At 65.7% G+C, this 21,009-nt stretch carries 21 protein-coding genes; 4 read left to right on the top strand and 17 right to left on the bottom strand.

Going from position 1 to position 21,009, the window contains the following annotated elements:
- Positions 1-140 precede the first annotated feature (140 nt).
- A complete protein-coding gene (locus BLU74_RS10830; RefSeq protein WP_089767302.1) occupies positions 141-1,775 on the top strand; it encodes a potassium channel family protein in 1,635 nt (544 codons plus the stop codon).
- 60 nt (positions 1,776-1,835) lie between these two features.
- Here BLU74_RS10830 and BLU74_RS10835 read toward each other — a convergent pair whose 3' ends face one another.
- Together BLU74_RS10835 and BLU74_RS10840 are read right to left on the bottom strand one after the other, a co-directional pair.
- Positions 1,836-2,096, bottom strand: coding sequence for a BolA family protein (locus BLU74_RS10835; protein ID WP_089767303.1), 261 nt, complete (start codon positions 2,094-2,096; stop codon positions 1,836-1,838).
- Positions 2,097-2,422: 326 nt separating this feature from the next.
- Positions 2,423-2,746: a ribbon-helix-helix protein gene (locus BLU74_RS10840; RefSeq protein WP_089767304.1), complete on the bottom strand. Its 324-nt coding sequence runs from the start codon at positions 2,744-2,746 to the stop codon at positions 2,423-2,425.
- A gap of 140 nt (positions 2,747-2,886) precedes the next feature.
- On the opposite strand from BLU74_RS10840, the gene BLU74_RS10845 reads away from it, so the two are divergent.
- Positions 2,887-3,828 (top strand): HhH-GPD family protein, encoded by a 942-nt coding sequence (locus tag BLU74_RS10845; protein ID WP_089767305.1) that lies wholly within the window; start codon positions 2,887-2,889, stop codon positions 3,826-3,828.
- On the opposite strand, the gene BLU74_RS10850 is transcribed toward BLU74_RS10845, so the two are convergent.
- Entirely contained in the window at positions 3,829-4,749 is a 921-nt protein-coding gene (locus BLU74_RS10850) for a sulfurtransferase (RefSeq protein WP_089767306.1), read from the bottom strand.
- Positions 4,746-5,465: a helix-turn-helix domain-containing protein gene (locus BLU74_RS10855; RefSeq protein WP_089767307.1), complete on the bottom strand. Its 720-nt coding sequence runs from the start codon at positions 5,463-5,465 to the stop codon at positions 4,746-4,748. The genes BLU74_RS10850 and BLU74_RS10855 overlap by 4 nt, the downstream gene beginning before the upstream one ends.
- 156 nt (positions 5,466-5,621) lie before the next feature.
- Between BLU74_RS10855 and BLU74_RS10860 the strand changes: the two genes are divergently transcribed.
- Positions 5,622-5,852, top strand: coding sequence for a hypothetical protein (locus BLU74_RS10860; RefSeq protein ID WP_089767308.1), 231 nt, complete (start codon positions 5,622-5,624; stop codon positions 5,850-5,852).
- 127 nt (positions 5,853-5,979) lie between these two features.
- Here BLU74_RS10860 and BLU74_RS10865 read toward each other — a convergent pair whose 3' ends face one another.
- Genes BLU74_RS10865 through BLU74_RS10875 form a run of 3 tightly spaced genes read right to left on the bottom strand, consistent with a single transcriptional unit; the run spans position 5,980 to position 8,651 of the window.
- Positions 5,980-6,219, bottom strand: a complete 240-nt coding sequence (locus tag BLU74_RS10865; protein WP_089767309.1) for a hypothetical protein — start codon at positions 6,217-6,219, stop codon at positions 5,980-5,982.
- A 1-nt stretch (position 6,220) separates the two neighbouring features.
- On the bottom strand, positions 6,221-7,222 hold the full coding sequence (locus BLU74_RS10870; RefSeq protein WP_089767310.1) for a cytochrome d ubiquinol oxidase subunit II: 1,002 nt from the start codon (positions 7,220-7,222) through the stop codon (positions 6,221-6,223).
- On the bottom strand, positions 7,215-8,651 hold the full coding sequence (locus tag BLU74_RS10875) for a cytochrome ubiquinol oxidase subunit I (RefSeq protein ID WP_089767311.1): 1,437 nt from the start codon (positions 8,649-8,651) through the stop codon (positions 7,215-7,217). Before BLU74_RS10875 ends, BLU74_RS10870 begins: the two co-directional genes overlap by 8 nt.
- A gap of 212 nt (positions 8,652-8,863) precedes the next feature.
- Here BLU74_RS10875 and BLU74_RS10880 point away from each other — a divergent pair, with 212 nt between their 5' ends.
- On the top strand, positions 8,864-9,043 hold the full coding sequence (locus BLU74_RS10880; protein ID WP_089767312.1) for a DUF8073 family membrane protein: 180 nt from the start codon (positions 8,864-8,866) through the stop codon (positions 9,041-9,043).
- A gap of 171 nt (positions 9,044-9,214) precedes the next feature.
- On the opposite strand, the gene BLU74_RS10885 is transcribed toward BLU74_RS10880, so the two are convergent.
- The 10 genes from BLU74_RS10885 to BLU74_RS10930 form a co-directional block, all read right to left on the bottom strand.
- Positions 9,215-10,588 carry a geranylgeranyl reductase family protein gene (locus tag BLU74_RS10885; RefSeq protein ID WP_089767313.1) on the bottom strand — a complete coding sequence of 458 codons (1,374 nt, stop codon included), beginning with the start codon at positions 10,586-10,588 and terminating at the stop codon, positions 9,215-9,217.
- A 78-nt stretch (positions 10,589-10,666) separates the two neighbouring features.
- Positions 10,667-12,064 carry a bifunctional hydroxymethylpyrimidine kinase/phosphomethylpyrimidine kinase gene (gene thiD / locus BLU74_RS10890; protein WP_089767314.1) on the bottom strand — a complete coding sequence of 466 codons (1,398 nt, stop codon included), beginning with the start codon at positions 12,062-12,064 and terminating at the stop codon, positions 10,667-10,669.
- Entirely contained in the window at positions 12,064-12,732 is a 669-nt protein-coding gene (gene tenA / locus BLU74_RS10895; protein ID WP_089767315.1) for a thiaminase II, read from the bottom strand. Before tenA ends, thiD begins: the two co-directional genes overlap by 1 nt.
- On the bottom strand, positions 12,732-13,658 hold the full coding sequence (locus BLU74_RS10900; protein ID WP_089767316.1) for a sulfide-dependent adenosine diphosphate thiazole synthase: 927 nt from the start codon (positions 13,656-13,658) through the stop codon (positions 12,732-12,734). Before BLU74_RS10900 ends, tenA begins: the two co-directional genes overlap by 1 nt.
- Positions 13,659-13,842: 184 nt before the next feature.
- On the bottom strand, positions 13,843-14,928 hold the full coding sequence (locus BLU74_RS10905; RefSeq protein WP_089767317.1) for an ABC transporter permease: 1,086 nt from the start codon (positions 14,926-14,928) through the stop codon (positions 13,843-13,845).
- On the bottom strand, positions 14,921-16,159 hold the full coding sequence (locus BLU74_RS10910) for an ABC transporter permease (RefSeq protein ID WP_089767318.1): 1,239 nt from the start codon (positions 16,157-16,159) through the stop codon (positions 14,921-14,923). The genes BLU74_RS10905 and BLU74_RS10910 overlap by 8 nt, the downstream gene beginning before the upstream one ends.
- Positions 16,156-17,745: an ABC transporter ATP-binding protein gene (locus BLU74_RS10915; protein ID WP_089767319.1), complete on the bottom strand. Its 1,590-nt coding sequence runs from the start codon at positions 17,743-17,745 to the stop codon at positions 16,156-16,158. The genes BLU74_RS10910 and BLU74_RS10915 overlap by 4 nt, the downstream gene beginning before the upstream one ends.
- A 159-nt stretch (positions 17,746-17,904) precedes the next feature.
- Positions 17,905-19,038: a BMP family lipoprotein gene (locus BLU74_RS10920; protein ID WP_089767320.1), complete on the bottom strand. Its 1,134-nt coding sequence runs from the start codon at positions 19,036-19,038 to the stop codon at positions 17,905-17,907.
- Positions 19,039-19,167: 129 nt separating this feature from the next.
- The gene (locus tag BLU74_RS10925) at positions 19,168-20,541 is read right to left on the bottom strand and encodes a phosphohexomutase domain-containing protein (RefSeq protein WP_089767321.1); all 1,374 of its coding nucleotides are present in this window, start codon (positions 20,539-20,541) and stop codon (positions 19,168-19,170) included.
- Positions 20,542-20,598: 57 nt separating this feature from the next.
- On the bottom strand, positions 20,599-21,009 hold a 411-nt coding region (locus BLU74_RS10930; protein WP_139175721.1), incomplete at its 5' end, for an IS6 family transposase.

Below are 21,009 nucleotides of genomic sequence, written 5' to 3' on the forward strand. Positions count from 1 at the left end.
GGATCGACGGCGGGCCGGCGCGTAAAACCCGTCGGTCTCTGTGCGGAGGTCGCAGTCGGGCTGGGTGTGTACGCGGCTCGGCCCCCTGATCCAGGAGTCCCTTCCCGTCCGTTTAAGAGACTCCCCGCCCACCTGAAACTGTGAACACGTGGGGACGGCGCGTCATCGGATACACCGTGTTTCTCGTGGCGGTGATGCTCCTGACAGCGCTGACTTATCAGTGGGGGATGCGAACGTACGAGGCAGATCCGGTCACGTTTCTCCACTCGCTTCAGGTCGTCGTCGAGATGTTCACGACGACTGGGTTCGGCGGCGACTCGCCGTGGACGAGTCCACAGATGAACGTCTTCATCACCGTGATGGATCTGGTGGGGATGGCGCTGCTGATCGGGACGCTCCCGGTTCTGGCGACGCCGTTTCTGGAGCGTGCCTTCTCGACGACCGTCCCGAAGGCCCTCGAAGATGCGCTCGAAGATCACATCGTCATCTGCTCGTACACGCCCCGGGTCGAGGCGCTCACCACCGAACTCGACTCCCAGGGCGTGCCGTACGTCATCGTCGAATCGGACCGAGCGCAGGCCACCGAACTGTACGAGGACGGGCGACGGGTGATTCTCGCCGACCCCGAATCGACGGAGGGGCTGACACGGGCGGGGTTGCCGGAGGCACAGGCGCTCGTCGCCGACGGCGACGATCAGGTGGATGCGAGTATCGTCCTCGCGGCGAAGGAAGTCGCCGAGGACGTCGAGGTCCTCAGTGTCGTCGAAGAACCGGAGCGGGCGAAATATCACCGGCTGGCCGGGGCCGACCAGGTCCTCTCGCCGCGCTCGCTGCTCGGTGAGAGCCTCGCGGCCAAGGTGACGACGGCGCTGACCGCGGAGATCGACGAGGCGATCGAGATCAGCGACGACTTAGAACTCGCCGAGGTGCCGGTCCACCACGGCAGTCCCCTCGTGGGGACGACCCTCGCCGACAGCGGGATCCGAGAAGAGACCGGTGTGAACGTGATCGGCGCGTGGTTCCACGGGGAGTTCACGGCCCGACTCTCACCGGACGACGAACTGACTGCCGGAACGGTCCTGTTCGTCTCCGGCCGGTCCGAACAACTGGCCGAACTCCTCACTATGACCCGGGCCGGTCTCAGGCAGTTCGGCACCGGCCAGACGCTCATCGTGGGGCACGGACAGGTGGGGCGGACCATCGCGGGCGTGCTTGACGAAGCAGGTGCTCCCTACACGACGATCGACGACTCCGAGCAGTCGGGTGTCGACATCGTCGGCGACGCGACAGACCCCGAGACACTCAAGAGGGCCGGCATCAACGATGCCCGAACGGTGGTCCTCGCGCTCCCCGACGACACCACGACGGAGTTCGCGACGCTCGTGATCCGGGACCTGGCGCCCGAGATAGAGATCATCGCTCGCGTCGAAGAGGCCCCCAGCATTCCGAAGACGTTCCGCGCCGGTGGCGACTACGTCCTGTCGCTGGCGACGGTGACCGGGCGGATGATCGCCTCGCGGGTGCTCCGGGACCGGGACGTGCTCTCGTTAGACCAGCAGATCGAGGTCATTCGAATGGAGGCGCCGAGGGCTGTCGGACAGACGGTCGGCAACGCCGACATCCGCGCCCGAACCGGGAGTACCATCGTCGCCATCGAACGCGACGCTGGCATCGTGACCGACGTCGGGCCGGACACCCGTATTCAGGCCGACGACCGACTGATCGTCGCCGGGACTGATCAGAGCGTCCGCGAGTTCGAGCGAGTGTTCGCGTAGCCGACTGAGAGGTCGTCGGAGACGGATCCCTCCGGGACCTGGCACGTCGGAGCCGCCGCTCTAGTCCCGATTTCGGTACTCCTCGGGCGTGAACGTCTTCATCTCCAGGGCGTGGATATCGGTCGTCATCGCCTCTCCGAGCGCGTCGTAGACCATCTGGTGTTGCTCGACGAGGGTCTTATTCTCGAAGGCCGGTGAGACGACGACGGCCGCGAAGTGAGCGTCCTCGTGGTCCTCGTCGGGGACGCGCGGAAGCGTGACGCTGGCGTCGGCGTCTTCGATCCCCGCTTCGATCCGCTGCTCGACTTCCTCGGTGTCCATACTCGGTGTCGGTGACTCAGCGGCTTAAAGTCCGCCGCTACCGATGCGAGAGGCTCTGGTCTCTCTCGGTCCTCACCGTCGCCCGCCAGCGGGCGTCGCTGCCGACTCTCAGTCCCCGTCCCGCTGCCGGGCTGCTGACCGCTGGCGTCTGTGGCCGCTGGACGATCACTGGGTCGCTGTGGGTTCTGGCGAACAGTCGGTCCCTCGATGTCCCGTCTCGCTCCCGCGCCGAGGTCCCGAACACCCGCTGTTCAGCGCGAGAGTCGCTCCTAGGTCACAGGGGGGCTGGCCGCCTCCCCGTATATAACCCTTCGTCGCGGAGTACGTCACATCTGGTACCGTCGTTCATCGTCGCGCTGGGGGTACTGGTCCTGCCCCGTCATCTCCTCGTAGGTCATCCCCGAGAGGTACTCGTCGTAGGTCACGTCGTAGGCTTGTCGGAGGTGGAAATCGAGTGTGCCGCGATCGACGGTCGTCTGGAACAACAGGTGCACCGCGCGCCGGAGGAGTTCGTCGGTGTCTTCGGTGCCGAACGCCGCTCCGAGCATCGCCAGTTCGTGTCGCGTCTCGCGGTCGAGCGAGACCGATTGCTCCTCGTCGATGTCGGTGTACGTCGATTCGACGTCGCCGGTGAGTTCGTCGAGGCTCATACCCCGGTTCTCGGGTGGCGCGGGCAAACGGCTTTCGTCTCCGAACCGGTGCCCGCCCGCGCTGGCGACTCACTGCCTCGCGGGCCGGTTCTCGAATCGAGACCAGAACCCCCAAGCCCTGCCGGTCCGAGACACCGACGATGACGGACGGTGACACCGGACGCGAGGAGGCTACCACGGATCCGCTCCCCGGGGAGGTCGCGGCGGTCCGGGAAGCCCTCGTGTCGTGGTACGAAGCAGACCACCGATCGTTCCCGTGGCGCGAGACCGAAGAGCCCTACGAGATCCTGGTCTCGGAGGTGATGAGCCAACAGACGCAACTCGACCGCGTCGTCGACGCCTGGGAGGACTTCCTGGATCGGTGGCCCACGGGTGCGGAGCTGGCGGCCGCCGACCGCGCCGACGTCGTCGCCTTCTGGAGCGATCACTCGCTCGGCTACAACAACCGTGCGAAGTACCTCCACGAGGCGGCACAGCAGGTCCGCGAGGAGTACGACGGCGAGTTCCCCACCACGCCGGAGGAACTCGCCGAACTGATGGGCGTCGGCCCCTACACGGCGAACGCAGTGGCGTCGTTCGCCTTCAACAACGGGGATGCCGTCGTCGACACGAACGTCAAGCGAGTCCTCTACCGCGCGTTCGAGATCCCGGACGACGACAGCGAATTCGAACGCGTCGCGGCCGAACTGCTGCCCGAGGGACAGTCCCGCGTCTGGAACAACGCGATCATGGAACTCGGTGGCGTCGCCTGCGGCAAGAACCCACGCTGCGACGAAGCGGGCTGTCCGTGGCGTAAGTGGTGTCACGCGTACGCCACCGGTGATTTTACCGCCCCCGACGTGCCGACTCAGCCGGAGTTCGAGGGAAGCCGGCGACAGATGCGTGGTCGGGTGATCTCGACGCTGAAGGAGTACAACGAACTCGGGCTGGACGAGCTGGGGCCACGGGTACGGGTGGATTACGCCCCGGACGGAGAGTACGGCCGCGAGTGGCTCTCAGCGTTGCTCTCGGACCTCGCGGACGACGGACTCGTCACAGTGGCAGAGCGGGACGACACGACCGTCGCTCGGCTCCGGTCGTGATCATTCGCTGACTTCGATCGGCACGCCGATCATATTCCCCCACTCGGTCCACGAACCGTCGTAGTTCCGGACGCGCTCGTATCCGAGCAGTTCCTCCAAGACGAACCACGTGACCGACGAGCGCTCGCCGATCCGACAGTACACGATGATGTCGTCGTCGGGCGTGATTCCGCGTGAATCGTAGAGCGCGCGGAGTCTCGCTGGCGTCTTGAATCGACCGTCGGGACGAACGTTCTCTGCCCAGAAGACGTTCGTGGCACCGGGAACGTGCCCTCCGCGTCGGGCGCCCTCATCGATGCCCGGCGGCTTCACGATCTCGCCACGGAACTCTGCGGGGAGACGCACGTCGACGAACACTGTGTCAGTGTCGAGTGCGTCACGGACGTCGTCACGATACGCCCGCACACCCGGTCTGGCTGGCGGTTCGAGCGAGCGTTCGTACGCCACCGTCGGGGGCGTTACCGGATCTGCTGTGAGGGGATAATCGTAGTCGACCCAGCACTGACGACCGCCGTCCATAATCCGAACGTCCTGGTGCCCGTAGTAGGTGAGTTGCCAGTAGAGATGGGCCGCGAACCAGTTCGAGTTGTCCCCGTAAACGACGACTGTTGTCTCTTCAGTGATGCCACAGGATTCAAGAAACGACCTCATCTCCTGGGGACTGAGGATGTCGTGGGCATCCGCCGACCGAAGATCCTCCCGCCAGTCGACAGAGACGGCACCAGGGGCGTGGCCGGCCTCGTAGAACGCGGTGTTCACGTCGACTTCGAGTAGCCTCATATCGGTTCCTTCGGAGGCCAACTGGTCTACCCGTGACTCGACCCACGCCGGACTGACGAGTACGTCAGTCGGGTACTCTGGTTCGGGCGGGCCGTCTGTCTCCACCCGGTTCTCGCCATTGCGGTTATGATCTGTCGTCATAGTTGTCTGTCCGCGAATCGTTTGGCTAACTCTGCGGTCGCGCGTCGGAGGCGGTACGACACCGTCGACCGTGGAAGCTCCACCTCGTCGGCAAGTTCGTCGAGCGTCACCTCCCGCGGCGTCTCGAAGTAGCCGCGTTCGACGGCGACCAACAGTATCTCGCGTTGTTCGGCACGGATGTTGGCCTGCGGTAAGAGGCTACTCTCCCAGGAGTCCACCTCGGTCAAGTGTTCGAAGGAGAACGAGAGTCCGTCACCGAGTTTCGCAGATATCGTGTCGTACAGGTGGCCGACCTTCGAGTCGTCCTGCAGTAACACACGCCACCGGACCGTATTTCCCGTCCGGGTCTGTTCGAAGAGTACGCCACTGTCCAGGTACTTCGCAACAATGAGCGGGACGGCCTCGCAGAAGTCCACATCGGACACGTACGTGTAGACGATCCGCTGCCGTTGCTCGTTAGTCAAGAGGCTCGTGGCTCGGGTGGGATCGCACTCGCGGTCGTTGATCGACTCTCGATCAACCGATTTGTCGAAGAGCAGGGTGTCGATGGCTTCGAGGTCGTCCGGATCGCCCGTCACCGACTCGAGTGTCCACAGTTCAACGGGATCGAGACACGAGTGAATCGCTTCCGATCGGAGGGATTCGCGATCGATGAACAGGTCGACAAACTCGTCGACACCGGCGTCGTACGTGATTTCGAAGCTGAAATCGTACATCGGGGACTGGACTGATCTATCGGTTACTGTTGAGTGAATCGGTTGTGTTCGTGCTGTGCTCATCCCGGAAACCTGGGTGTCTGTCTCCGACGGAGCGGACCGGTTGGATCTCGACAACATTGACGATATGGGTCCATCCTACTTATCTCGTCCTGTATGGTCCTACAGAGTTCGGCCGAGCAGGGACGAGAGACACTGCGAGACGGTCTGTTGATCCCCGCCATCGTCGCACTCGGCGCCGGGATCGGAGGGATCGTCTTCGGACTTTCCCACGACGACATCGTCACTGCACTCGGGGCGCTGTTGTTCGTTCCGAGTGCGCTGTTGTTGTTCGGGATCGTCGCCACGAGACACGGCATCGGGCCGTTTACTGCATCGCGACGCTGATCGAACCGGCCGCTACTTGGCGGCCACCATCGCGACTGGAGTACCGGCGTATCGTATTCGGACTCTTCGCGGCAGATCCGGCCCGGAAGGCGACAGGAGCGGACGGCAGTGTCGATCTGGGACGTAGTCACGAGTCTCCTCGGGTCCGGGTCGCGATCAGACGGTCGACGTTGTACAGCAGCACTGCGACCGACGCGAGGATCGTTCCGAGATAGATGAGGAGTTGCGGCGGTCCCGACGCGACCCCGCCGAGTGCGGCGCCAGCGAAGCCGGCGACCAGGAGTTCCGCCCACGTGATCAGGACGCGCGAGAGCAACCGCGTGTTGGCTCGTGGTTCGCGTTCCGACAGCCCTGAATCGGCATTCATCTCAGTACGCCTCCCCGCCGGTGATCGGCCCGCTGAACGCGGAGTACAGGACGACGAAGTACGTCACTACCAGTGGGAGCAACAGCGCGGTGCCGATCGACATCAGATTCAGTGGGAGCGTCGATACGATCGCCTCCTCGACGGTCAGCCCCGCTGCCGGATCGATACGCGGATACATCAGCACCGCGACGAGCGCCACCAACCCGTACGTCAGCCCCGCGGCCGAGGCGAGTGCGGCCAGGTTTGCGCCCCGTCGGATTGCGATGGCGTATCCCCCCGCAAGTGCGACGGAGGCAGCGACTAGAACGAGTACCGGGATCGATAGGAACGCGTTGACCCCGCTGGGAAGACTGGCCGCGAGGACTCCCAGACTGCTGACGGTCAAGATGAGGTACATTACGACGGCGGTAATCCCGATCCGTTTGACTGACTGCGGGAGAGCTCTCGCGGCTTTGACTCGCAGGAACGCCGCCCCCGACGCGATAGTCAGGGCTGTGACGGTTCCGCCGACGACGACGCCGACGAGGGTTAACGACCGGGGACTCCCGACGAGCCAGTTCCCCGCGAACGCGCCGAGGAGGAAGGGCGCGAGCACGCTGCCGACGACGAAGGACCGCCCCCACCAGCGTTGCCAGCGCTCGTCGTGGCGTTGTTCGTACATTTCCGGGGCGAGGCCGCGGAGGATGAGCGCGCCGAGAATGCCGAACATAAGCAGGTAATGACGACTGAAGAGGCCAGCATAGACCGCCGGGAACGCGGCGAACAGCGCGCCACCGAAGACGACCAGCCACACTTCGTTCCCGTCCCAGAACGGACCGATCGCTGACAGGACCGTCTCCCGCGCCTGCGTATCGTCCAGTGTCGCGAAGATGGCGCCAGCGCCGAAATCGAACCCATCAAGGAACAGGAACGTTCCCAGAAGCGCAAACACGAGCGCGTACCAGAGTTCTGGAAGCGGAAGGCCGAACAGTGGATTCGCGGTGAGCGACTCGACGCTAATCATCTCCGACGACCCCCTGCGACGGCGTTTCCTGTTCGGGTTGACGGTTTTGAGTCGAATTCAACTCCTCTTCGCCGGGCGGTCCGCTGCGGATAATCCGGGCAACGACGTACGTGTACAGCGCGAGAATCGTCGCGTGCACGCCGACGAATCCGACCAGCGTGGTCAGCGCTTCGGCCCCGGTGAGACCGGGCGAGACGCCCGCGCTGGTCTTGAGGATTCCCTGTATCACCCAGGGCTGTCTGCCGACCTCAGTGACGACCCAGCCGAGTTCGACCGCGAGGATCCCCAGCACGCTAGAGGCCATCAGTGCTTTGTGCAGTAACCCATCCTCGAACAGGTCGCCGGTGTACCACCGGTAGCCGCCCCAGAACGCGAGCACGATGAACCAGAAGCCCATGCCGACCATCGCACGGAACGACCAAAACACGATGGCGACAGGCGGTGCTGCCGATTCGAAGGAGTTCAGCCCGCGTATTTCGGCGGTCGGATCTCCTCCGCTGGCGAGCCACGACGCGCCTCCGGGGATCCCGATCCCGAACAACTCCTTAGCGCGGGGGTCGGTGAGTTGGCTCAAGTCCGTTGGGATTGCGAAGATGTACTCAGGCACGTACCCCTCAGTGTCCCAGACCGCTTCCATTGCGGCGAACTTCTGCGGTTGGGTTTCGTAGACGTGACGCGCGTACAGGTCTCCGTGAACCGCCTGGAGCGGGGCGGTGATCAACAGGGCGACGAGCGCGATTTTGAGCGTCTTCTCCCAGAATTCGACGTTTTCGACAGCGTAGCCCCAGACGTGGTGTCGGTAGACGTAGTACGCCGCGACACCGGCCATAAACAGGGCGACTGACTCGACAGCGGCGTTCTGCATATGCACGAACATATAGGGGAACCGCGGGTTCAGATACGCCGCGATGGGATCGACGAGGTGGATGACCGTCTGGCCGTTCTCGGTGGCAATCTCGTAGCCTTGAGGCGTCTGCATCCACGAGTTCGCGATGAGGATCCAGACGGCTGAGAGCCACGTCCCCAGACCGACGGCGACGCTGGAGACGAGGTACAATCGGTCTGAGACGCGTTCGCGACCGAAAACGAAGATTCCGAGGAACGTCGCTTCGAGCATAAACGCCATCATCCCCTCGACGGCCAGCGGACCCCCGAACAGTTCGCCTGCGGCCGTCGAAAACGCCGCGAAGTTCGTCCCAAACTCGAACTCGAGGACGATGCCCGTGACGGTCCCAACGACGAACGAGATAGCGAAAATCTTGGTCCAGAACCGACGCAACTGTTCGTACACGGGAGCACCGCCCCGAATGTCCCGCCACGTGAAGTAGATGAGGAAGGGAGCGAGCCCCATACTCATTACCGGGAAGATGATGTGGACAATCGTCGTCAGGGCGAACTGGAGTCTGCTTGCGATGATTGGGTCGAGCATTGTGTGCGTCGTGAGAGCGGTGTGTCGGTCCTCTGGCTGTACTGGCTCAGTCCGCTACGTACGTCGCAGATACGCAGTTTACGGAGTTAACCTCGTGTTTGGCACAGGACAACCACGGCGAGGTCGCGTGAGAACGGAACGTGTGACCGCGGAGCAAGTCCTTGTCCTGCGCCAACTGATCACTTTGGGATCCGAGAGCACTACGTGCGGCTATGGAGACACGGTCTGCCGTCTTGACGCTCGTCACCGTCGTCACGCTCGTGATGCTGGTCCGCGCCGTCGTCGCCGTCGCTGATGGAGATTTCGGGACCGTTGCCCGACAGGTCGGTGTCGGCGGAATCGTCCTGGCGTTCGGAGTGGCACTGTACCGAAACTGGGAATCGGTCGGGTGACCCTGTGTGAGTCGAGTCCGGTGCGCTGGGAGAACCGGGTGGACCGACTACCCGGATCGGGTGGTGCTGAGGCCCGGTGTGGAACAGTCTGGTCCGTCTGTGCCGACAGTGGGCACCCCGGTTGAGGTCGGGGGGCTGGAGTAAGGGCCAGCTACCACGCGAGTCTCGAACTCAGTACTTCGGCTCCGCGCCGGTCATCTCGTAGATGTCGTCCATCAGCTGGTCCCGCTGCTCCTGCCAGACGGGCAGCGCCTCTGCGCGCCCCGGGTAGCGCGCGTAGTGCTCCATCAGTTCGTCCGCGAGGTTCTTCGTCCGGTAGAATTCGACGATCTGACTCCAGTAGCCGAAGGACTCCTTCGCGGTCTTCGCGAGTAGCGTCGGGCCGAACGACGTCGTCCCCGAGTACAGCGCCTCTGCGAGCTTCTCGCCCGGGAGCGACGCAAGCAGCCCCATCAGATCGTCGACGTCGACCGCGGTCGAGAGGACGTTGTACACGTCGAGGCCGGCGTACCGCGCGCCGAAGTGATCCATCACGCGTTCGTTGTATCGCCACAGCGCGTCCTCGCTCACGTCCCCGTCGGAGATAGCCTCGACCGCCTGTTCGGCCGCGTACGTTCCCGCGTAGGCCGCCCCGGCGATCCCGCCACCGGTCGTGGGATTGACGTGCCCCGCCGCGTCGCCGGCCGCGAGGAACCCGTCGGCGACCGCCGAGTCGTACGGACGGCGGGTCGGGAGCGCCGCGCCGAGTTTGTCGGTCACCGTCGCGCCCTCGAACTCCGGGCGGGTCCGGAGGTCGCGCTTGAGGTCTTCGACCAGTTTCATCGGCTCCTCGGTCATCTGGAACCCCAGGCCAGCGTTGATCGTCGTCTCCGTCCGCGGGAAGTACCAGAGGTAGCCCGCAGCGCGCTCGGTCGGTTTGAACACCAGCGCGTCGTCCCACTCGACCGGCTCTGGGACCTCGACGATCTCGCGGTAGGCAGAACAGAACTGCGAGTAGGAGACGTTGGTGTCGAAGTGGGTATTCGAGAAGTCCGTCTTGTCCTGGAGGAGGGAGAGCGACCCCGCGCCGTCGATGACGATGTCGGCGTCGTAGGTGGCGGCGTCGCCCGACCGCCTGGCACGGATGCCCGTGACGCTCCCGTCGTCGGCCTGCGTCACGTCCTGTACGACTGTATCGTAGTGGAAGTCCGCCCCGGCCGATGCAGCGCCCTCGATCAGCAGCCGGCCGTACTTCAGGCGGTCGATGACGGCCAGTTCGCCCGGGACGGGAATGTCGAGGACGGTGTCTTCCTGCGGAATCTCGAAGCGACCGTGGTCGACGCCGGTGTTGGTGAACGCGCCTTCGATCTGCGACTTCGGGATCGCCTCGGGGAACGCGTCCGCACCCTTCAGGGCGTCACCACACGCGATGTGCCCCGCCTCTTCTTCGGACTTCCGCTCGACGACGGCGACGTCGAGGCCTTCGTCGGCGACGGTGGCCGCGGCGTAGCAGCCGGCCGTCCCCGCGCCGACGACGACGACGTCGTACTCGTGGGAGATACTCATCGTTCCGAATCTCGCGTGCGTGCGGAAAACTCTTTATCTGTCGGAATTCCAGGACCGGAACCCGGGAATGCCGTTGATCTACGACGTCGGGGTGCCCCGGGCAGCCACCCCGCGAAGATGGCCGACGATCCCGGCGACTTCGTCGGGGGTCGCGCCGACGACCCGGATCATCGGTTCCTTCCCGACGGCTCCCTCGTCGGCGACCGCTCGGGGCGACTCGCCCGGCCGCCCGAACACGCGATCGGCCGCCCAGTCCATCGTCGAGGCGTCCTCGGGTTCGGCCGTCCGATCGAACCACTCGACGGGGGCGTCGAGCGACGCAAGCCCCTCTCGCGTCGCTGACGAGAGTCGGCAGTTCGTCGCGAATCGGAGGGATGGCTCGTGATCGCGGGCCGCGAGCAGGAACCGCGCGAGGTGGCTCGACGCGCCGAACCGAACGCCTGCGGTGGGTTCGACGCCGCCCATCGTCCGCGTGAGTCGACCCTCTACGGCCGCCACCTCGTCGGTCGATTCAGCGTACGGCGTTGCGCCGGCGACGTTCATACCGACCTCCGGAACGAGCGGTGACACGTCCGCGTCGACGAAGCGCCGCACGAGGTCGCGGACGGACGCCACCGTCTCGCGTTCGCTCGCCCGGTTCCGACGGCCGGCGAGCGGGTGGACAGCCCCTGCCCCCTGTCCGACGTCGAGGGGATACCGGACGGCCCGGGCGACGAAATCGATCGCCCCCGCGACCGCGGCCTCTACCCCCAGTCCCGTGCTCAGGTTCGCGGCCACGGCGGCCGAGAGCGAACACCCGGTCCCGTGGGTCGCTTCGGTGTCGATCCGTGGGTGTTCGAACTCGTGGACGCCCTCGGTCGTCACGAGGACGTCGCAGACCGTGTCCTCCGCACCGTGCCCGTCGGTCACCAGTGCCGCGTGGGCTCCCAGTTCGACCAGCCTCTCCCCCGCTGAACGGGCGCTGGGACCGGCGTCGGTCTCGTCACCGACGAGAACGGCCGCTTCCCGCCGGTTCGGCGTGACGACGGTCGCCGCCGAGAGCAGGTCCTCGTACGCCCGTTCGCCCGCTCGGGAGAGCAGTCGGTCGCCGGACGTCGCCACCATTACCGGATCGACCACGACGGGGAAGTCCGCCGTGGCGAGACAGTCCGAAACCGTCCGGACGATCTCGGCCGTGCCGAGCATCCCCGTCTTGGCGGCCCCGACGTCGAAGTCGTCAACGACAGCCTCGTATTGGGCCCGGACGTCGGCCTCGTCGAGGACTGTCGATCGGTCGACGCCGCGCGTGTGCTGGGCGGTGACGCTCGTCACGACGCTCGTCGGGAAAGTGTCGTGTGCCGCCATCGTGCGCAGATCCGCCTGGATCCCGGCCCCGCCGCCGGAATCGCTGCCCGCGATCGTCAGCGCGGTCGGGAGCGAGACCGGTGCCGGGCGTCGCACTTCGGTGGCAGGACGGCCGCTCGTCTCAGGGGCCATCAGGCCGACACCCCCCAGGTCTCCTGCGTGTAGGCCATCTCCCAGAACCGGTACTCCAGTTTGGCGCTCGTGAGGAAGGCCTCACGCATCGCGTCGCGCTCGCCCGGATACTCCGCTGCACAGCGGTCGACCAGTTCGCGCATCCACGTGACGGACTCGCAGAACGCCTCGCTGGTGTATTTCTCGATGAACGGGGTGTACCGGTGCTCGTCGTCGGCGAGCGAGGCCATATGTTCCGCGACGTCCAGATAGCCCTGCCCGCAGGGATAGATGGCGGCTGCGGTCTCCGCGAACGACCCCTCGTGGGCCGTCCGGAGGAGGAAGTTCGTGTACGCGACGCAGGTCGGCGCCTTCTCGGTCGACTCGAGGTCCGCGGGCGTCAGCCCGTAGTTCTCGGCGAACTCCCGGTGGAGATCGAGTTCGTGATCGAGGACCGAATGAGCGATATCGAGTAACTGCGTCATCGACGCCTCGTCGGTCGCTTTCGTCCCAGCCACCGCGAAGACGCGAGCGTAGTCCAGCAGGTAGCGGTAGTCCTGCGTGACCCAGTGACGGAACGCCGCTTCCTCGAGCGTTCCGGCGGCCAGTTCGCGGACGAACGGGTGCGCTTTCTGCGCCGCCCAGATCTCCTCGCCCGCGTCGAGCAAGCGATCGCTGAACGCCGTCATCAGTCGTCTGCGGAGGCGGGCGTGTCCCCCGGCAGGTCGACTGTCGGGGCGTTCGTCCCGAGTTCGTCGAGCGCGACCTGGGCCGCGCGCTTGCCGGACAGCAGCATCGCTCCGAACGTCGGGCCCATCCGGGTGAGCCCGTGGGTCGTCGCCGTCGAGAGGCCGGCCGTGAGCAGGCCCTCGTGGATCTTCCCGGTCTTCTCGACCACCTTGTCCTCGCTGTCGGCGGCCCACATCGAGTCGTGGCCGGGCGAGTCGTGGCCGGGCGCGCCGTACTCGCCGTCGTCGGTCGTGTCCATCCCGGTCTCGTGGGCCGCCGCGTGTTCGATTCCCGGCGCGTCGACGACGCCCTGCTCCTGCAGTTTCGAGACGACGACCGCGTCGTGGCCGGTGGCGTCGACGACCAGGTCCGCCTCGACGGCGATCGGATCGACGCAGGTCAGTTCTCGTGGAAGCGCGTGCACGGGCGACCAGTTCATCACGATCCCCGCGACGCGGTGATCGTCGCGGACGACGACGTCGGTGAACTCCGTCATATTCTGGATCCGCGCGCCGGCGTCGCAGGCGGCCGCGATGAGCGACGAACAGGCGTGTGGACCGTCAGCCAGGTGCAGTCCCTCCGTGTCGGACTCCTCGTAGGGCACACCGAGTTCGTCGAGGACCGTATCCGCCGGTTCCCGAACGGTCAGTTTGTTCATCAGGAAGCCGCCGAGCCAGAACCCGCCGCCGAGGTAGTTGTTCTTCTCGACGATCATCACGTCCACGCCCCGTTCGGCCAGTTCCTTCGCCGTGACCAGTCCGGACGGACCGCCGCCGACGACGATGACCTCCGTGTCGGTGAAGTCGAGGAACTCGTCGCTCCAGGACTTCGTGATGGCCTCTGTCACCTGTGCGTCTGTCGCGTGGCTGAATCCACTGAACGACATATTACCTAGTGATACAACCAAGTTGTTAGACGTTCCGGTCTCTCCGGGTCGACGCCGACCCCTCCGTCCCGACGGCAGAGCGCCTCGTCGCCGAGTGACAGTCCCGACGCGTCGCTGCCGGGCGTTCACGGCTGTCGCTGTCCCGACAGCGGTAACACACTCGAAAAACGACGCGCCGGGTCGGTTACTCTTCGCCCGACTCGTAGTGGTCGCCGGCGGCTTCGGGGGTCTGGGTTCGGCCGACGAGTGCGAGCACGACGATGACGACCACGAACGGCGTGATGCGAATGAGTTGCCGCGGGATCCCGATCCCCCGGAGCTGCAGCACGGTCTGGATCGCGTCGAGTCCCGCGAACAGGAGCGTCGAGAGAAACGCGCCGACGGGATTGTAGTTGCCGAACAGGTAGGCCACGATGGCGATGAAGCCTTTCCCGTTGACCATCGTCGGGCCGTTGCCCGTGAACTGTCCCAGATCCAGTGAAAAGGCGGAGCCGCCCATCCCCGCCAGGACGCCAGAGAGCAGCACGGCGGCGTATCTGACGCCCCTGACGCTCACGCCTGCGGTGTCGAGTGCCTTCGGATTCTCCCCGCTGGCACGGATCCACCGGCCGAACGCCGTTCGTTCGAAGACGTACCACGAGAGGGCCACCGACAGGAAGAGCAGGTAGACCGACGGCGACGCCGAGAAGAGCGCGCCGAAGAACGGGAGCTCAGCGAGCACCGGCACGGAGATCGCGTCCGGCGTCGGCACCGTCGGCGTGTTCGGGCCGTTGTAGATCACCTGCGAGGCGAAGGGCGCGAGGCCGAGCGCGATCAGCCAGACGGCCAGACCGGCGATGATCTGGTCCGCGCGGAACTCGATGGTCACGATCGCGAACAGGCCCGCCAGCAGCGTACTCGCGAGCACGCCGCCAACGAACCCGATCCAGATCCCGCCCGTGAGGTCGGTGACGTAGATGGCGGTGAACGCCGAGATGATGAGCAGGCCTTCGAGGCCGATGTTGATGACGCCGGACTTCTCGGCGAAGATGCCGCCCAGCGCGGCGAACGCGATCGGGACGGAGAGCCTGAGCGCCGAGGCGAGCGTGTTCCGACTCGTGAGGACGTCCGCGAGCGTTCCGGCGATCGAATCCGGAAAGATCGCTCCCGCGACGAGGAGGACGAACAGGGCCGCGATCGTCGTGCCGCCGGCCAGTGCCCGGGTCGAGTACGCCGCCACGGTGTCGGTGAGTCGGCTCCCGACGGGCGCGTCCGCACCGGCCTCACTCATCTGTCTCTCCCTCCCGGCGGCCGCCATCGGTGGCGACGGGGTTGCGCTCCGGTCCCGACGGGGACAGCCGTCTGCCGAGGAGCCGGAAGAACTCGGGCATCGCGACGAACAGGATGATCAGCCCGCGAAGGACGCCCACCAGCTGCGGCGGCACGTCGGTCGCGAACTGGACGACCGTCGTCCCGCTCTTGAGGATCCCGAAGAGCAGGGCGGCGACGCCGACTCCCAGGGGGTTGTTGCCCGCGAGGATCGAGACGGTGATCCCGTCGAACCCGTACGACGGCAGCCCCGTCTGGAACGTCCCGAGGATCATCATCACGTACATCGCACCCGCGACGCCGCCGAGCGCGCCCGAAAGCGTCAGGCTCGCCACCACGGTCTTCGCCGCGTCGACGCCGCCGTACTCGGCGGCCTCCGGCTGGATCCCGCTCGTGCGGACGTCGTAGCCGAACGCCGTGTGTTCGATAACGTAGTAGAGTCCGCCGATGGCGAGGATCCCGATGGCGAACGCGACGAGCGAGAAGTCCTGACGACTGCCGAACAACAGCGACGGGAAGCGCGCGAACTCCGGCAGCGGGACCGTCTGGTTCGCCGCGCTCCCCGGATCTTTGAACGGGCCGCTGACCAGATACAGCGTCACGCCGGTCGCGATGAAGTTGAGCATAATTGTCGTGATGACTTCGTTGGCGTCGGCGTACGCCTTCAACAACCCCGGCAGCGTGCCGTAGAGCCCACCGAAGACGGCTCCGACGAGGACCCCGAAGGGGATCAAGAGCACCGTCCCCAGCGCGCCGGAGACGAACGAGGACGCCCACAGGACGGCGACGGCTGTCGCCATCGCGCCGACGACCATCTGCCCCTGCGTGCCGATGTTGAAGATCCCCGCACGGAAGGCCACCGCCACCGACAGCCCGGTGAAGACGAGGAGCGTCGTCTCACGGAGCGTGACGGCGAACTGCCCGTCGGGCGACCAGTTTCCGCTGAACGGTTCCCCCAGAGCGCCCAGAAAGAGCCGATCGAAGACGACGACCGGATCGTAGCAGAACCCCGTGCCCAGGTAGTAGACCGCGTCGGTGGCGGCGCAGGTCGTCATCCGCCCCGCGACGAGGACGATCGCGGTCCCGATGAGTATCGAGAGCACGAGCGCAGCCGTGCTGATCAGGATGCGTTCGATCGCCGAGGCCTCGACCAGCCGGGTGAGCACCGCGCGTGCTCTGTCCGCCGCGCTCACGCCCCCTCACCGCCCGTCGAGTCTGCTGCGGCCGTCTGTTCGGTTCCCGAGTCGATCCGCTCGTCGACCGAATCGGGCTGTTCGCCCGCCATCAGGAGGCCGAGTTCCTCTTCGGTCGTGTCTGCGGGGTCGACGACGCCGCTGAACTCGCCCTCGTACATCACGGCGAGGCGGTCAGAGAGCCCCTGTACCTCCTCGAGTTTCGAGGAAACGAGCAACACAGCCACCCCCTGTCGCCGGAGTTCCAAGAGGCGCTCGTGGATGAACTCGATCGACCCGACGTCGACCCCGCGGGTCGGGTGTGAGGCGACGACGAGCTTCGGATCGCGCTCGAACTCGCGGCCCACGATGAACTTCTGTTGGTTCCCGCCAGACAGCGACTCCGCGCCGGCCTCGGGATCCGGCGGTCGCACGTCGTACTCGTCGATAATCGCCTCGGCGTGCTCGCGGGTCGCCGGCCAGTCGATTCGCCCACCCGGGCCGAACTCCTGGCTGTGCTGGCTGCCGAGGAGCGCGTTCTCGATCAGGCCGAAGTCCATCACCAGGCCTCGCTCCTGTCTATCTTCGGGGATATACGCCATTCCCGAGGCGATCCGTTCGCGGCGAGAGGCGCTCGTCACGTCCTCGTCGAGGAAGCGGATCTCGCCCGCGTCCGGCGTCTCGATCCCGGTCAGCGCCTCGACGAGCGGGGCCTGTCCGTTGCCGTCGACGCCGGCAATGCCGAGAATCTCGCCCGCGCGGACCTCGAAGGAGACGTCGTCGACCGCGCGGACGCCGCGTTCGTCCTCGACCACGATGTCTGCAGCCGAAGCGACGACCTCTCCGGCCTGTGCCGGCTCCCGATCGACGTCTAACAGCACCTCGCGGCCGACCATCAGTTCTGCGAGCTCTTCGCGGGTCGTCGCGTCCGCGGCGACGGTGCCGACGTTCCGCCCGTCGCGGAGGACGGTGATCTCGTCGGCCGCACGCATCGCCTCGCCGAGTTTGTGCGTGATGAAGATGATCGTCTTGCCCTGAGCGGTCAGTTCCTCGATAACGCCGAACAGTTCCTCGACCTCCTGTGGCGTCAGAACCGCCGTTGGTTCGTCCAGGATGAGCACGTCGGCTCCCCGGTAGAGCGCCTTGAGAATCTCGACGCGCTGTTGTTCGCCGACGGAGACGTCCTCGACGGGCGCGTCGGGGTCGACATCGAAGCCGTAGCGCGCTGAGAGTTCGACGACCGCTTCCCGTGCCGCCTCGCGGTCGACGGCGAGGCCGCCCCACTTCCGGGGCTCGTTTCCGAGCGTGATGTTCTCGGTGACGGTCATCGGATCCACGAGCATGAAGTGCTGGTGGATCATCCCGACGCCGGCGTCGATTGCGTCCCGCGGGGAGTCGAACGACTTGACCTCGTCGTCGAGGCGAACCCGCCCTGAGGTCGGTTCGTAGAGTCCATAGAGGACGTTCATCAGCGTCGTCTTCCCCGCCCCGTTCTCGCCGAGCAGGGCGTGGACGGTGCCGCGCTCGACCTCGAGGTCGACGTCGTCGTTCGCCACGACCCCGGGGAACCGCTTGGTGATCTCCTCGAGGTGGACGGCAGTGGCCATAGATCTATTTCCCCTTGGTAAGGGGGTGACCGAATAGGTTTGGATGTTTCCCCGGGTGGCCAGTCCGCAGTCCTCCCTCCGCGTTCGGCTCACTCATCAGCAAAGATCGGACCGAGGATCCGGGCCGGAAAAATGATCCGGTACGCCGGAGGGGACCGCTTACTGCACCGAGGACGGGACCGAGATGTCGCCGGCGATGATGCTGTCCCGGGCGCTCGCGACCTCGTCTTGGACGTCCTGGGGGATCTCCGAGCCGAGTTCATCGCCGTAGACCAGCGCGACGCCCTCCGCTTCGAGTCCAAGCGAGACGGCCGAGCCGCCGGGGAAGTTGTCGTTGACGACAGATTCGATCGCGTTGTAGACGGCCGTGTCGACGCGCTTGACCATACTCCCGAGGATCACATCCGAGTAGGAGGGCTTCGTGATCGACTGATCGCGGTCGACGCCGATGGCGAATCCGCCCTGCTCTTGGGCGGCCTGGAAGACGCCCGTTCCGGTGTTACCGGCCGCGTGGTAGACGATGTCCGCGCCGCTGTTGAACATCGCCGTCGCAGCCTCGCGGCCGCCGGCGACGTCGTTGAAGCCGCCGACGTAGTTCGTCAGGACGTCCACGTCGCCGTCGCCCTCGCTCACGCCCGCCTCGAACCCGGCCTGGAACTTCCGGATCAGGTCGGACTCGACCCCGCCGACGAACCCGACGTTCGTGGAGTCTCCGGCCGTCGAGCCGGCCCCCGCGGAGTAGTCACGGGTGGTGAGCATACTCGCCATCAGGCCCGCGAGGTACGAGCCCTCGTGTTCTTTGAACGTGTAGCTCGCGACGTTCGGGGCGTCGACGACGGAGTCGACGATCATCAGGTCCTGATCGGGATAGGACTCGGCGGTCTCTGTGACCGCATCGGCCTGGAGGAAGCCGATCGCGCAGATCAGATCGTACACCGGATCCGTCGACTGCGCGAACTGCTGCTGGAACGTGCTGAACTCGGAGACCTGTTCCGGCTGCGCCTCGTTGAACGAGATCCCGAGGTCCTCTTCGGCCTCGATCGCACCCTGCTGGGCCTGGTCGTTGAACGACCCGTCTCCCAGCCCGCCGGTCGCGTAGACCATCCCGATGTTGGCCGCCGGCCCGCTAGCGGTCGTTTCCGCCGCGGTCGTCTCCGTCTCGCCGTCGCCACCGCTTTCTTCGGTGGCAGTCTCTGTCGACTCTTCGGATCCACCCGACGGGCCGCCGCTACAGCCGGCCAGTCCTGCGATTCCTGCAACTCCGGTCGCCTTCACGAACGTGCGTCTATCCATTACTATGGACACCTACGGAGTAATGGGAACCGAGATGCGCATAAATTCGTCGCTCCGTTCCGGAACCCGGACACTCGTGGCATAGCCCGGTCGATTACTCGACGGACCGGGGCCTGCGGTCCCGATTTGTTAGTCTCCGTCTGCGACCGCGCGCTCAACGACGCCGGTCACCTCGTCGACGAGGGCGTCCACGTCGTCGGCCTCGGCGTACACGCGGACGTACGGTTCGGTGCCCGACGGTCGGACCAGCGTCCACGAGGCGTCGGGGAACTCCAGGCGAACGCCGTACTCGGTGTCCACGTCGGCATCGGGGAACGACTCGGGGAGCGTCGTTTCGAGACGTGCCATCGCCTCGCGCTTTCGGTCGTCGGCACATTCGACGCTCACCTTGCGATAGGGACGCTCGGTGACTGGCCCACGAAGGCCATCGAGACCGTCGCTTGCGACCAGCCTTGTCAACACGGCGGCGGAGGCCACGCCGTCGATCCACCCGCCGTGTGAGGGGTGGATGTGCTTCCAGGGCTCGGCGGCGAAGACGACGTCGCCGCCGGCGGCGCGAGCCGCGGCGATCCCCTCGTGAAGCGCGCCCAGTCGAACCCGTTCGACGCGGCCGCCCGCGGCCCGGACGCGCTCGTCGATCCGTCCCGAGGCGTTCGGTGTCGTCACGACGACCGGGTCGTCGGTGGCCGCGACTCGAGTGAAGTGTTCAGCCAGGATCGCGACGACGGTATCTTCGTGGACGACGTCCCCATCGCCGTCGAGTATTACGATCCGGTCGGCGTCGCCGTCGTGACCAATCCCGAGATCGAAGGCACCGTCCGCGACGAACGCCCGCAGGTCCGACAGCGATTCGGGGGTGGGCTTGGACTCCCGTCCGGGAAAGTAGCCGTCGACCTGGCCGTTGAGCGTGACGACCCGCGCGCCGAGGTCCCGGAGAACCGGCGGTGTCCCCAGCGCTCCCATTCCGTTCCCGCAGTCGACGGCGACGTCGAGTCCGTCCGCACGCGCACCGTGCCCCTGAGCGTATGCGACGACTGCGTCTCGGTACGCCGCCAGGACGTCGACGTCCTCGGATCGGCCCCACACGTCCCAGGCAGCCGGCGTCTGCTCGCCTGCGACCCGAGACTCGATGCCACGTTCCAACTCGCGGTCGTACTCCTCGCCGTCGACGAAGACTTTGATCCCGTTGTCGGTCGGTGGATTGTGCGAGGCAGTGAGCATCACGCCGCGGCCGCCCCGTGAGGCGTACGCGAGGGCCGGAGTCGGGAGCATCCCCGCCCGCTGGACGTCGGCACCGGCCGACTCCACGCCAGCCTCCACTGCGGCGGCGAGCGCCGGCCCCGTCGTCCGTCCGTCCCGGGCGATCACGACGGGTGAGGCGTCGGCCTCGGATGCGTTCCCGACCGTGTCGGCACCGACAGCTCGACCGACTGCGAGGGCGAGTTCTGGGGTCACTCGCTCTTCGGCCGAACCCCTGATGCCGGCCGTTCCGAAGAGTTCCATACCCTCTCTCCGCGTCTCCCGCACCTATAACTTCACGCTGTCTCTGTGCGGTCGTGTTTAGTTTGGAGCATTGAGCCAGGCGGCAAATGCTTGGAGCCAATTTTCCGCGGTTTGCGGCTCAACGTGGCTGAAACAGTTCGAGAACGACGAGGTGCGACGCTTGAGTTCTCGAAAGATTCGCTCGATGGCATTCCGATTTCCATTCCGTTCGGTTTGAAATCGGAGTGAAGCTCTGGCCAGCGCAGTTTGGAGGTGTTGAGCGCCATCGACCAGAAACACTGCGGATTCGACATCGTGTTTCTCGCGCAGTTCACGGAGAAAGATCTCGGTCAATGCGGTCGTCGTCGTTGAAAACAGCCGCAGATGCAGGAGATCGTTTGTGTCGGGATCAGCGGCGGCGTACAGCCAGAATTGCTGATCATCGATTCGAATCACAGTCTCGTCAAGAGCAACGTGATTCGGGCTTCG

The organism is Halobellus clavatus, assembly GCF_900107195.1.
Classification (GTDB): domain Archaea; phylum Halobacteriota; class Halobacteria; order Halobacteriales; family Haloferacaceae; genus Haloquadratum; species Haloquadratum clavatum.